General features: G+C 71.0%; 10 protein-coding genes and 1 pseudogene. 4 read left to right on the top strand and 7 right to left on the bottom strand.

What is annotated here, in order from left to right:
- Positions 1-30: 30 nt before the first annotated feature.
- The 3 genes from HHX37_RS37675 to HHX37_RS10040 form a co-directional block, all read right to left on the bottom strand.
- A complete protein-coding gene (locus HHX37_RS37675) occupies positions 31-942 on the bottom strand; it encodes a LysR family transcriptional regulator (RefSeq protein ID WP_182882112.1) in 912 nt (303 codons plus the stop codon).
- A 51-nt stretch (positions 943-993) separates the two neighbouring features.
- A complete protein-coding gene (locus tag HHX37_RS10045) occupies positions 994-1,620 on the bottom strand; it encodes a TetR/AcrR family transcriptional regulator (protein ID WP_182885224.1) in 627 nt (208 codons plus the stop codon).
- Positions 1,621-1,773: 153 nt separating this feature from the next.
- Positions 1,774-2,196, bottom strand: a complete 423-nt coding sequence (locus HHX37_RS10040; RefSeq protein ID WP_182885223.1) for an arsenate reductase ArsC — start codon at positions 2,194-2,196, stop codon at positions 1,774-1,776.
- A gap of 433 nt (positions 2,197-2,629) precedes the next feature.
- Here HHX37_RS10040 and HHX37_RS10035 point away from each other — a divergent pair, with 433 nt between their 5' ends.
- Both HHX37_RS10035 and arsB read left to right on the top strand, forming a co-directional pair.
- Positions 2,630-2,944 carry an ArsR/SmtB family transcription factor gene (locus HHX37_RS10035; RefSeq protein WP_182876443.1) on the top strand — a complete coding sequence of 105 codons (315 nt, stop codon included), beginning with the start codon at positions 2,630-2,632 and terminating at the stop codon, positions 2,942-2,944.
- Positions 2,941-4,020 carry an ACR3 family arsenite efflux transporter gene (gene arsB, locus HHX37_RS10030; RefSeq protein ID WP_182885222.1) on the top strand — a complete coding sequence of 360 codons (1,080 nt, stop codon included), beginning with the start codon at positions 2,941-2,943 and terminating at the stop codon, positions 4,018-4,020. The genes HHX37_RS10035 and arsB overlap by 4 nt, the downstream gene beginning before the upstream one ends.
- A 75-nt stretch (positions 4,021-4,095) precedes the next feature.
- Here arsB and HHX37_RS37670 read toward each other — a convergent pair.
- Positions 4,096-4,251, bottom strand: a pseudogene (locus HHX37_RS37670) (ArsR/SmtB family transcription factor); the annotation flags it as partial.
- Between the two features lie 401 nt (positions 4,252-4,652).
- On the opposite strand from HHX37_RS37670, the gene HHX37_RS10020 reads away from it, so the two are divergent.
- Complete coding sequence (locus tag HHX37_RS10020; protein WP_220502796.1) at positions 4,653-6,002, top strand: NAD(P)-binding domain-containing protein; 1,350 nt, start codon at positions 4,653-4,655, stop codon at positions 6,000-6,002.
- A 121-nt stretch (positions 6,003-6,123) separates the two neighbouring features.
- Here the strand turns inward: HHX37_RS10020 and HHX37_RS10015 are convergent, their stop codons facing one another.
- The 3 genes from HHX37_RS10015 to HHX37_RS10005 form a co-directional block, all read right to left on the bottom strand.
- A complete protein-coding gene (locus HHX37_RS10015; protein ID WP_220502742.1) occupies positions 6,124-7,359 on the bottom strand; it encodes a GNAT family N-acetyltransferase in 1,236 nt (411 codons plus the stop codon).
- Between the two features lie 60 nt (positions 7,360-7,419).
- Entirely contained in the window at positions 7,420-8,520 is a 1,101-nt protein-coding gene (locus HHX37_RS10010) for a GTP-binding protein (protein ID WP_259406340.1), read from the bottom strand.
- A gap of 324 nt (positions 8,521-8,844) precedes the next feature.
- Positions 8,845-9,234 carry an ArsR/SmtB family transcription factor gene (locus HHX37_RS10005; RefSeq protein ID WP_182882108.1) on the bottom strand — a complete coding sequence of 130 codons (390 nt, stop codon included), beginning with the start codon at positions 9,232-9,234 and terminating at the stop codon, positions 8,845-8,847.
- A 152-nt stretch (positions 9,235-9,386) separates the two neighbouring features.
- Here HHX37_RS10005 and pepN point away from each other — a divergent pair, with 152 nt between their 5' ends.
- Entirely contained in the window at positions 9,387-11,801 is a 2,415-nt protein-coding gene (pepN, locus tag HHX37_RS10000; protein ID WP_310740322.1) for an aminopeptidase N, read from the top strand.
- Positions 11,802-11,976: the final 175 nt, after the last annotated feature.

The raw sequence follows: 11,976 nt of genomic DNA, 5'->3' as shown, positions 1-11,976 counted from the left end.
CATGAGGGAGTCCAGGCGGGTCGAGGGCGGTCAGCGCCGGTGCGGGTCGTCCTCGGGCAGCCAGGCGTCCGCGCCGTGGATGCCGAAGTCGCCGTCGGGGCGCAGGGCCTGCACGACGTCCAGTACGGAGGTGCGGTCCTCACCACGCCGCCACACCAGCGACCAGGTCCAGTACACCTCCGGCGCGACGATCTGCCGCCGCACCAGGTCCGGCGGCAGCGACGCGCTCTGCCCTTTGGGCGAGTTGACGATCGGGCGGTCGCAGCGGCGCACGTGGTCGAAGAAGGCCGGGCCGGTGATACCGCCGTCGGAGACGCGCACCGCGCGGGCCCCGGTCCGACCGGCCAGCTCCTCGGCGTAGACGTTCCACGACGACCAGGAGGTGACGTCGTCGTCGAGCAGGACACCGGTCTCCGCGGCCGGAACGTCACCGGTGTCCCGGCCGGTGGCCACCGCGTACAGCCGGTCGGCGCCGATGAACTGCGCGCGCAGGCCGCGTTGCTGCAGGTCGCGGGCGCGCACCCAGCACACCGCGAGATCGAGACCGCCGTCGGCGACCCGGGCGGCCTGGGTGTGCGACGGCGCGACCCAGGCGTCGACGTGCACCCGGGCCACCGCCGCCGTGCGGGCGCCCAGGTCCGGCGGGAGCCAGTTGACGTAGCCGAGCCGCACCGGCTCCGAGCCGGACAGCCGGCGGGCCCGCTGCCGCAGCTCGTCGGCGCGCTCGACCAAGGCCCGCGCGTCGGCCAGCAGCGCGGCCCCGGCTGGGGTGAGCGACACCGACCGGCGATCCCGGTCGAACAGGCGCACGCCCAGATCCCGTTCCAGCGCCTTGATCTGCTGGGACAGCGAGGGCCCGGCGATCAGCAGCCGGCCGGCGGCGCGGCCGAAGTTCAGCTCCTCGGCGACCGCGACGAAGTATCGCAGCTGGCGCAGCTCCACACCGTCATGCTACTGAGGCGGTGAGAGGCCAGGCCTACCAGCGGGCGGAAGTCAGAGGCCGACGGCCACCTCACTGGGCGCCGGCGCCTCGGCGCCGAGCAGCGCCAGGCAGCCGGCCCACAGGACTCCCATCCGCTGCGGGTCGTTGTAGAGCTTGGCGAACAGCACCTGCCCCTCCATCTGCGCCACCACCGACCGCGCGGCCTGCCGGGTCTCGGCCACCCTGGCCTCCCCCCTGGCGACGGCCTCGGCGATGACGGCCTCGATCATCTCGACGTGCGCGTCGAAGATCTCCTGCAGCCGCGCGCGGATGGCCTCGGTCTGGTTGCTCAGCTCCAGCGTCAGGTTGCCGAACAGACACCCCGCGACGCTGCCGCAGCTGCGCTGCCCGCTGCGCAAGGTGGCCTCCGTCGCCTCGAACAGCTGCCGCAGCCGCTGCAGCGGCGGCGCCTGACCGCCCAGGATCCGCTTCCAGTCGCGCTCCTGGGCCGCCCAGTGCTCGTCGATCACCGCCAGAGCCAGCGCCTCCTTGGAGGCGAAGAAGTAGTAGAAGCTGCCTTTGGGCACGCCGGCCGCCTTGCAGATCTCGGCCACCCCCAGGGCGGAGTAGCCGCGCAGCTCGATGAGCGATCGCGCCGCGTCGAGGATCTTCTCCTTGGCGTCGCTGGTCCGTCCCATACCGCAAGTGTACGACCGATCAACCGTTTGATACCTGACCGGTCGGCTAGCATGGCGCACACGCCCGCTCGGGCGCCCTTCAATACCTGCTGGACCACGAACAGCCCTCTGGCCAGAAAGACGAGGCAGGGCCGTACGTGCATCGAAGAAGCATCAGCTCTCCGATCGGACGTCGATCTCGGCTATCAGAGATTCGATGCGACTTCTGATCTCGTCACGGATCGGGCGGACGGCCTCGACGCCCTTGCCGGCAGGGTCGTCTAGGGCCCAGTCGAGGTACTTCTTGCCGGGGAAGATCGGGCAGGCGTCCCCGCAGCCCATGGTGATGACGTAGTCAGAGGCTTGGACGACCTCGGGAGTGAGCACCCTGGGGGCTTGGCTGGAGATGTCGATGCCGACCTCCTTCATCGCCTCCACTGCGGCCGGGTTGACCTGCTCGGCGGGCAGGGATCCGGCGGAGCGGACCTCGATGCGGTCACCGGCCAGGTGGGAGAGGAAGCCGGCGGCCATCTGGGAGCGGCCGGCGTTGTGCACGCAGACGAACAGCACGGACGCGACAGGAGCGGTCGTGGGCATCTTCGTTCTTCCTTGCTGATGATGGCGGGGACAGGGTGGTGAGCAGGTCGGTGATGTGCGAGTCGATCGCGTCGCGGGTCGCGCGGACCGGCCTCCGGGGAGCGGCGATTTCCGGCTCGATCTCGGCGGCGGGGTCGTTGCCTGCGGAGGAGACGATGACGCCGCCTGCGCGGACGTTCAGTAGGGCCGCGGCCATCTGGGAACGCCCCGCGTTGCGGCTGCGCACGAACAGCACCCTGGGTGTGGCGCTGCCTGCCTGGTCTTCGGTGTGGGCGAGGGCGTCCAGGCGCTCGGCCGTGAGGCGTTCGTCTGGCAGGACAGGCGACGGTGACGTGGTCACGGGAAACCCTCCAGGTCCGGCGGGAGCATGCAGGAGGTGGCAGCCGGGGCGGCAGGTTCGCATCAGCATCGACTGATGTGACAGTATCAGTACATGCTGATGTCAGTCGACACTGATCTATTGCGGGTGCTGGCCGATCCCCTGCGGCTGCAGATCGTGACCCTGCTCGCCCGGGAGACGCTGTGCACCACGCATCTGGTGGAGGAGACCGGTGCGCGCCAGACCAACCTGTCCAACCACCTGAAGGTGCTGCGGGACGCCGGAGTGGTGGACACCGAGCCGTGCGGCCGGTTCACCTACTACCGGCTCAAGCCTGACGTCATCGCCGCTCTGGCGGGGCGGTTCGCCGAATTGGCCGAGACCGCTCACGCCACCGCCTCCACTGACAGGAAGAGGGCCTGCCCATGACAGCCACCGCCTCCGCACGCGCCACGCGCGGGGGCGTGGCGGGGAAGTTGCCGCTGCTGGACCGCTTCCTGGCGGTGTGGATCCTGGCCGCCATGGCCCTGGGCCTCGGCCTGGGCCGTGCCGTCCCGGGCCTGAACGACGTGCTGTCGAAGGTCGCGATCGGCGGCATCTCTCTGCCGATCGCCCTCGGCCTGCTGATCATGATGTATCCAGTGCTGGCAAAGGTCCGCTACGACACGCTGGACGCCGTCACCGGCGACCGCCGCCTGATGATCTCCTCGCTGGTCGTCAACTGGGTCATCGGCCCGGCCGTGATGTTCGCCCTGGCATGGATCTTCCTGCCGGACCTGCCGGAGTACCGCACAGGCCTGATCATTGTCGGCCTGGCCCGCTGCATCGCCATGGTCATCATCTGGAACGACCTGGCCGGCGGCGACCGCGAGGCCGCCGCCGTCCTGGTGGCGCTCAACAGTGTGTTCCAGGTCCTGGCGTTCGGCCTGCTGAGCTGGTTCTACCTCGACCTGCTGCCCGGCCTGCTCGGTCTCGGCCAGGGGCAGCACCTCGACATCTCCGCATGGAAGATCGCTCTGAACGTCGTCATCTTCCTCGGCATCCCACTGCTCGCCGGCTTCCTCACCCGCCGCCTGGGTGAGCGCCGGGTCGGCCGCGAACGCTACGAGAACGTGTTCCTACCGAAGGTCGGCTCCTTCGCGCTGTACGGGCTGCTGTTCACGATCGTGATCCTGTTCGCCCTGCAGGGCGAGACGATCACCTCCGAGCCCGCCGACGTCGCCCGCATCGCCCTGCCGCTGCTGGCCTACTTCGCCCTGATGTGGTTCGGCGCCTTCGCTCTCGGCAAGGCCCTTGGCCTGCCGTACGACCGCACCGCCACGCTGGCCTTCACCGCGGCCGGCAACAACTTCGAGCTCGCGATCGCCGTGGCCATCGCCACCTTCGGCGTCACCTCCGGCCAGGCCCTGTCGGGGGTCGTCGGGCCGCTGATCGAGGTCCCCGTGCTGGTGGCGCTGGTCTACGTCTCCCTTGCCTGGCGTCGTGAATTCACCGGCGCCGGTTAGCAGCCGGCCCATTCCGGCCAGCACGCTCGGCTCGACCCGGTAGTACACCCAGGTGCCCCGCCGCTCGGAGGCCAGCAGACCGGCCTCCTTGAGCTTTTTCAGATGGTGGGAGACGGTCGGCTGGGACACCCCGACGTCGGAGATGTCACACACGCACGCCTCGCCGCTGGGAGCGGAGGCCACGGCGGAGAACAGGCGCAGCCGCACCGGGTCGCTGAGTGCCTTGAACATCGCCGCCGTCCGCTCGGCTTCGGCGGCCGTGAGCGTGCGTTCGGTCAGCGGCGGGCAGCACGGCACCACCACATCAGACTCCAGCACCGGCAGCGTCCGCCTATTCGACATCCATCTATGTTGACATACATCGAACTAATTCGTGAGGACCGGCCGATTCGCTCGTGGGATGGAGAATTGCATCCCAGTCAGCGGCGGAGCCGGGCGGCCGGCCGCCGGACGGTGCGCGCTGCGTCTCGGCCCACTCCTCGCAGCGAGTTGGACGACAGGCTGCGCTGCCACTCAAGCCCCGAACCCTCTCCTTATTTCGATGAGTGTCTATGTTGACGTTCATCGAATCAGGTGCCATGCTGGCCGCGCAACTCATAGACGGATGTCGAAATAGAGGAGACGTCGTGACTATGCCCGCCGCTGAACTGCCCGTTGTCGTGATCGGAGCCGGTCCCATCGGCCTTGCCGCTGCCGCCCACCTGATCGACTGCGGACTGGACCCGCTGGTGCTGGAGGCCGGCCCCGCGGCCGGATCCGCCGTCCGGGAGTGGTCACACGTGCGGCTGTTCTCCACCTGGGGCGAGGTCGTCGACCCTGCCGCCGAAAAGCTGCTCGCCCCGACCGGCTGGGTCCGCCCGGACGCGGCGACGTACCCGACCGGCGGAGACTGGGCCGAGCTGTACCTGCAGCCGCTCGCCGACGCACTCGGCGACAAGGTCCGCTACACCACGACCGTCACCGGCGTGGCCAAGGCCGGCCGCGACCGCGTCGTCGACTCCGGCCGCGACGAGCAGCCCTTCAGCGTGCACGTACGCACCGCCGACGGCCGCGAAGAGCGCATCACCGCCCGCGCGGTCATCGACGCCTCCGGCACCTGGACCACCCCCAACCCGCTCGGCGGCGACGGCCTGCCCGCGCTCGGCGAAAAGAGCGCGGCCGACCGCATCTCCTACCGCGTCCCCGACCTGCGCGACCCCGCCGTACGCGCCCGATACGCCGGTCGCCGCACCGCGGTGGTCGGCTCCGGAGCCTCGGCCTTCACCGCGCTGGCCGCCCTCGCCGACCTGGCCGAGCAGGAGCCCGGCACGCACGCGGTCTGGATCCTGCGACGCGGCATCGGTGCCGGCACCTTCGGCGGCGGCGAGGCCGACCAGCTTCCCGCACGCGGCGCCCTCGGGCTCGCCGCCAAGGCCGCCGTCGAGGCCGGCCACGCCACCACGGTCACCGGCTTCCGCACCGCCGCGATCGAGCATGACGGCACCCGCCTGGTGCTCATCGCCGATGACGGCCGCCGCACCGAGCCGATCGACGAGGTCATCGTGGCGACCGGCTTCCGCCCCGACCTGTCGTTCCTGACCGAGGTCCGCCTCGGCCTGGACGAGCGCCTTCAGGCCCCCCACGCGCTGGCACCGCTGATCGACCCCAACGTGCACTCCTGCGGCACCGTCTACCCCCACGGCGAGGGCGAACTCTCCCACCCCGAGCAGGGGATCTATCTGGTCGGGATGAAGTCCTACGGCCGCGCCCCGACGTTCCTGGCCATGACCGGGTACGAGCAGACCCGCTCCATCGCCGCCGCCCTGGCCGGCGACCGCGAGGCCGCCGAACGCGTCGAACTGGTCCTGCCCGAGACCGGGGTGTGCGGCGGCTCCGGTCTGTTCGACCAGCCCGACGCGGCGCAGGCCTCCGGCGGCTGCTGCGCCGCCCCGGCAACGCTGCAGGTCGCCATCGGCGCTCCCGCCTCCTCCGGTGGCTGCTGACGGCGGGTGCTGACGGCGGTGACCGACCTCCACACCCGCGCGGCCGCGACAGGTGATGAGGACCGGTCGCGGCCGCCGGCCACACGAGTCTTTGACAGCCGCCGGTTCCGCACTGGTGACGTCAGACGGCGGGGCTGCGGCGTTCGATCATGAGGACGTCGCGCCAGACGCCGTGATGGCGGCCGACGCGTTCGCGGGTGCCGATGACGCGGAAGCCGGCCGCCCGGTGCAGCGCCAGACTGGCCGTGTTCTCCGGGAATACGCCCGATTGGATGGTCCAGACGCCGGCGTCCTCGCTCGCGGTGACGAAGGCGTTCAGGAGGGCCCGGCCCAGGCCCCGGGAACCGTAGCCGGGGTGGACGTAGATGCTGTGTTCGACGACGCCGGCGTAGACGGGACGGGCGGAGACGCGGGAGGCGGCCACCCAGGCCACCACCTGATCCGTACGGGTGTCGGTGACGACGTAACGCAGGTTGCCGAGGCGGGCGGAACTGAACGTCTCCCAGGACGGGGCGGTGGTCTCGAAGCTGGCGTGGCCGGTGTCGAGGCCGAGCTGGTAGACGCTCAGGACCTGGCCGGCGTCCTCGGCCCGCATGGGGCGGATCTCGAAGCCGGGGGCGACGGGCGGCTTGCCGGCCTTGACGATGGCCGAGTGGACGCCGTCGCCGTGGTCGGCGGTCGGGGTGATGGTGATGCCGGTGAAGCCGGCGTCCAGGAGCAGGGTGCGGTACTCGCCGACGGTCAGGGAGCCGGCCGTGCACCCGATGCGGGTCTCGGTGCGGCGGCGCAGGTCCTGGTCGGGTACGGAGTCCTCGGTGACGACGTCGCTGACGCCGAAGCGGCCGCCGGGGCGCAGGACCCGGAACGCCTCGGTCAGGGTGGCGGCCTTGTCGTCGGACAGGTTGATGACGCAGTTGGAGATGACCACGTCGACCGTGCGGCCGGGCAGCGGGACGTGCTCGATGGTGCCGTGCAGGAACTCGGTGTTGGTCACGCCGGCCTGTGCGGCGTTGTCGCGGGCGAGGCTCAGCATGTCGGGGCTGGCGTCCAGGCCGTAGACCTTGCCGGTGGGGCCGACGCGGCGGGCGGACAGCAGGACGTCGATTCCGCCGCCGGAGCCGAGGTCGAGCACGACGTCGCCCTCATGGAGGTCGGCGACGGCGACGGGATTGCCGCAGCCCAGACTGGCGCGCAGGGCGCCGTCGGGCAGGGCGGCGGTGTCGTCGTAGCCGGCGGCGCCGAAGCAACCCTCCTCGAAGGAGGAGTCATCCGCTGAGGCGGGGTCGTCGCCGGGCCGGCCGGTCATCGCGGTCCTGGCGAACCTGGAGTAGCGGTCGACGATCTCCTCGTGGGCCACGGCGGCCTCCTTCACGCGCAGGTGGGGGCGGCGGGGACCCCGGCCGCCCCCGTTTCCATCTCATCCTGCCGCGGCGGGAATCCGGTAGGTGGGACGCGGGTAGCCGGGCTTGAACGACGGGACGCCGGCGCTCTGCACGGCCGACGTGCCGGTGGCGGCGGACACCTCCTCCACCGCCTCGGCCACGGCGGCGTCGAGCTCGGCGGGCTCGCACGCGACGCGGGCGTTGAGCCGTGCCTCCGCCCCGGTGAACATCCTCCCCGCGACGGCGTCCACGGTCGGCTCGGCACCGCCGGCGGTCACGCTCACCTTGCTCAGGTCACCGGCGGACTCGAGGCTGACCTTCACGTGGCCGATCATCCAGCCGTTGCGGGCGGCGGTCGCGGACAGGTGCTCCAGCAGCGCACGGGCCCAGGCGTCCGGGTCGAAGCCCTCCACCGCCGTCACGTCGAAGCTGAGGTTCAGCCAGGCCAGCGCTGCCTCGGCGTTGGCGTAGCGGTCGTAGTCGATGTCGAGGCCGCGCACTACGGGCTCCGAGCCGAGCCAGAGGGACACCAGTTGGTCCAGCCCCTCGCCGGTTTTCGCGGAGTAGCCGAGCACGGTGGCCGTGGGGTATCGCTCGCGCAGATCCGCGGTGATGGCGGCGGCTTCCGCCGCGTCGAGCAGGTCGATCTTGTTGAGCGCGATCACGTCGGCTTCCTGTAACTGCTTGCCGAACAGATAGGACATGTCCGACTCCGTGTCGTCCAGCGGCAGCGACGTGCGGAGCGCGTCAAGCCTTTCCGGTTCGACGACAACCAGGAGGGGGGCGGGCGTGAAACGTTCACCGTAGTGGGCGCTGAGTGGCCGGATGACGGTGGCCTGCAGATCGGTGCAACTGCCCACCGCCTCGGCGAGCAGTGTGTCCACCTGGTGGCCGTCGACCAGGCGCTGCGCGACGGTCAGCAGGTCTTCGAACCGGCAGCAGAAACATCCGCCCGTGACCTCGCCGGCCTCAGCGATCGCGGACTTGGCGAGCTGGGTGTCCACCAGTTCGGTTCCCTGGTCGTTGGTGATGACCGCGACTTTGCGGCCCTGCGACTGGAGATGTTTCGCGACCGCGACGAGAGTGGTGGTCTTGCCCGCCCCGAGAAAACCGCTCAAGGTCATGAAGGTGATCAACCGGCGTTCGCCTCACTTCTGGTAACGGTGCTCCGTACAGATATCGCCGCATGGCACGGCACGAGTGAGTATTCGCGTCACAGGGAGTCGAGGTGGTTTCAGTGATCCGCCATCCGCAGTCAGCTAACAGCCTCCGTTCCGCGTGGTCAAGATCCTTGACGCCCGGCAACAAATGATTAACAATGCCGCGGGGCCATACCAAAAAGGGGTATTGATGACCGTCAATACAGGTGCTACAATCGTCACGAAGTTATTCGTGTGCGAAATTGTTCGCGCATCATTTACGCGATGACGGCATCGGTGACCGGCCGCCCGCCGGATCGCCTATCTCGTGGCGACGGAAGGCAGGGCGATGATGCCCGTGAGTGCGGTGAGCGCCTCGGGCACGACCCGGTAGTAGACCCAGGTGCCCCGGCGAGTCGACGTGACGAGCCCGGCGTCCCGGAGAACCCTGAGGTGATGGCTGATGGTCGGCTGGGTGAGGTCGAACGCCCCGACGAGGTCGCACACGCACGCCTCGCCGTCGAGGTGAGAGGCGACGAGGGAGAGCAGCCGCAGCCGTACGGGGTCGCCGAGCGCCTTGAAGCCCGCGGCGAGCGTGATGCTCTGTTCCTGGGTCAGCGGCTCCGTCACCCGCGCCGGGCGGGGCACACCGGGTTCGACCGTGGGAAGGTCCTCATGCGGCAGCAGCACGGGCTCGTCGTGCTCGGCCATGACGATCGGGTCCTCTCCCTAAGCGCCCCGGGCGTGGGTCACCCGGCCGCATCACCCACGAGTCTAGACAACCCTTCCGCGCAGGAGGTCTCGTCATACCGCGTCCCCCGCTGACCCACGCCGAGGCGACGGAGCGTGGCGCCCTGCTGCGCGTGCGGTCCTACGACCTCCACGTCGACCTGAGCCGGACCGGGGAACCGGTGTTCCGGTCCAGGAGCACGATCCGCTTCACCTGCGCCCGGCCGGGCGCCTCCAGCTGGGCGGACGCCCTGCCCCGGCGAGTGCGTTCCGCAATGCTCAACGGGCGGCCGGTCGAGTACGACGGCGCGGGACGGATTCCCTTGCCCGATCTGGCGGCCGTCAACGAGCTGACCGTGGAGGCGGACTACGACTTCTCCACCGGCGGCGAGGGCCTGCACCGGTTCACGGACCCGGCCGATCGGCAGGTGTACGTGTACAGCCACCTGCAGCCCGGCCACGCTCCCCGGGTGTTCGCCTGCTTCGACCAGCCCGACCTCAAGGCGCCCTTCACGATCAGCGTGACCGCTCCCGACGGCTGGACCGTGCTGTCCAACGCTCCGCTCGATCACTGGCCCGGGGCGGGCGTCCACAGGTTCGCGCCGACCCCGCCGATCAGCACGTACGTGGTGGCGGTGGCGGCCGGCCCGTGGGCGTCGTGGACGGTGGACCAGGGCGGCGGCGTGCCCCTGGGGGTGCACTCCCGGCGTTCCCTGGCGGCGCACCTCGACCCGGCCGTGCTGCTGGAGCGGCTCGGGGCGGGGGTGGCGTTCTTCGCCGAGGCGTTCGCGACGCCCTATCCGTTCCGGAAGCTCGACCTGTGCTTCGTCCCCGAGTTCAACTTCGGAGCCATGGAGAACGCCGCGTGCGTGTTCGCGGCTGAGACGTTCGTGTTCGACCGCGCGGTGACCCGGTACGCGCACCGCCGCCGGGACGAGATGATCTTCCACGAGATCTCCCACCAGTGGTTCGGCGACCTCGTCACCCTGCGCTGGTGGGACGACCTGTGGCTGAGCGAGGCGTTCGCCACCTGGGCGGGCGTCCACGCGCTGACCCGGCTCACGGACGACGCCGACGCCTGGGCCGACTTCGCCGCCGGCAAGAAGGCGCACGCGTACCTGCTGGACCAGTCGGCCGCCACCCACCCGGTCGTGACCGGCGTCCCCGACGTGGACGCCGCCGGGTCGGCCTTCGACGCGCTGACCTACCACAAGGGCGCGAGCGTGCTGCGCCAGCTCGTGGCGCGCCTGGGGCTGGACGGGTTCCTGGAGGGCATGCGGCGCTACTTCGCGGACCACTCCCACGGCACCGCCGGCCGGGCCGAGATGCTCGGCGCCCTGGAGAAGGCGGGCGGCCGGGACCTGACCGCCTGGACGGACGCCTGGCTGCTGACGGCCGGGCTCACCGAGGTGCGGGCCGACTTCGACGTCGACGAGGCCGGGTGCTTCACGCGTTTCGACCTGCTCCAGGACGGGTCGCCGAGGCCGCACCGTCTCGCGGTGGGCGTCTACGCGGAGGACCGCCACGGCGATCTGGTCCGGGTGGGGAGGCACGAACTCGACGCGGACGGCCCGCGCACGAGCGTGGACGCGCTCGTCGGCGCCCGCTCCGGCGCGCTGGTGCTGCCCAACGACGGCGACCTGACGTACTGCCGGATCGTGCTGGACCCGCGCTCCACCGAGGAGGTCGTCCACCGGATCGGCCGGCTGGCCGATCCCATGGCCCGCTCGCTCTGCTGGACGGCGGCGTGGGACATGGTCCGGCACGGGGAGCTGCCGCCGCGGCGGTTCCTGACGACGGTCCTCGGCGGGCTGACGGCGGAGACGCAGATCGGCGTGTTCCAGCGGCTCCTCGTCCGGGTCTCCACCGTGCTGACGGCCTACACCGAGCAGGGCTGGGCCCGCGCCCACGGCTGGCCGTCGTACGTGGACCACCTGCTGCATGTCGTCGACAGCCCGGACGGCGACGCGGACCAGAGGCTGGCGGCGGCGCGGGCGATCGCGGACGCGGCGCTGACGGCCGGTCACGTCGACACGGTGCGGAAATGGTTCCACGGAGCGGCCCCGATCGACGTGGACGACGCGTTACGCCGCAGGCTCGCCCGGTCCCTGGTCGCGCATGGCGAGCCCCTGGAGGACGTCACCGGCGCCTTCGCCACCGTGGAGGACCGCCTCGCCGAGCGGCTCGGGGCGTCGGTGCCCACCGCGGAGGCCAAGGAGCGGGCGTGGACGGCCATCCTGGGCAGCGGGAGCGTCGCGCAGGTCCGCGCGCTGGCCGACGGCTTCGCCCACCCCGCGCACTGTCACCTGCTCACGCCGTTCGCGCGGCGCTACGCGCAGGACGTCCCCCCGCTGCTGGCCGCCGCGGGAGACCGGGAACCGGCGCGTACGGTCGCCGTCCGGATGTTCCCCTCCTGGTCGGTCTCACGGCGCACGCTCGGCATGATCGACCGCCTGCCCTCCGATGACCGGTTCGTCAGGCTGACCGGCGCGGCCAGGGCCGAGCTCGCCCTCGCCGTCAACCTGTCCGAGCGGGACGCCGCCGGGTGACAGCCATTCCTCGGCGCCGGCACCGGCGGCGAAGGACTCGAAGAGCTCCCGCATGGCCGGCCCGGCGTCCGGGCCCGCGTACCACCGCTCCCCCGCCCGGCCGGTCAGCTGGTCCCACAGCGTCTCGCTCAGCATGAACGCCTGGTGATACAGCAGCGGGTAGCAGGGCTTGCCC

Origin of the sequence: Microbispora sp. H10885 (assembly GCF_014161415.1) — a bacterium.
GTDB classification, from domain to species: Bacteria; Actinomycetota; Actinomycetes; order Streptosporangiales; family Streptosporangiaceae; genus Microbispora; species Microbispora triticiradicis.
The sequence above is the reverse complement of the archived record's forward strand: the minus strand, read 5'-3'. Positions and strand labels throughout refer to the sequence as shown.

Coding starts and splice junctions, on each gene's coding strand:
- HHX37_RS10035 (WP_182876443.1), top strand. CDS start 2,630: ATGCTGATGTCAGTCGACACTGATCTATTGCGGGTGCTGGCCGATCCC.
- HHX37_RS10005 (WP_182882108.1), bottom strand. CDS start 9,234: ATGGCCGAGCACGACGAGCCCGTGCTGCTGCCGCATGAGGACCTTCCC.
- HHX37_RS10045 (WP_182885224.1), bottom strand. CDS start 1,620: ATGGGACGGACCAGCGACGCCAAGGAGAAGATCCTCGACGCGGCGCGA.
- HHX37_RS10040 (WP_182885223.1), bottom strand. CDS start 2,196: ATGCCCACGACCGCTCCTGTCGCGTCCGTGCTGTTCGTCTGCGTGCAC.
- arsB (WP_182885222.1), top strand. CDS start 2,941: ATGACAGCCACCGCCTCCGCACGCGCCACGCGCGGGGGCGTGGCGGGG.
- HHX37_RS10020 (WP_220502796.1), top strand. CDS start 4,653: ATGCCCGCCGCTGAACTGCCCGTTGTCGTGATCGGAGCCGGTCCCATC.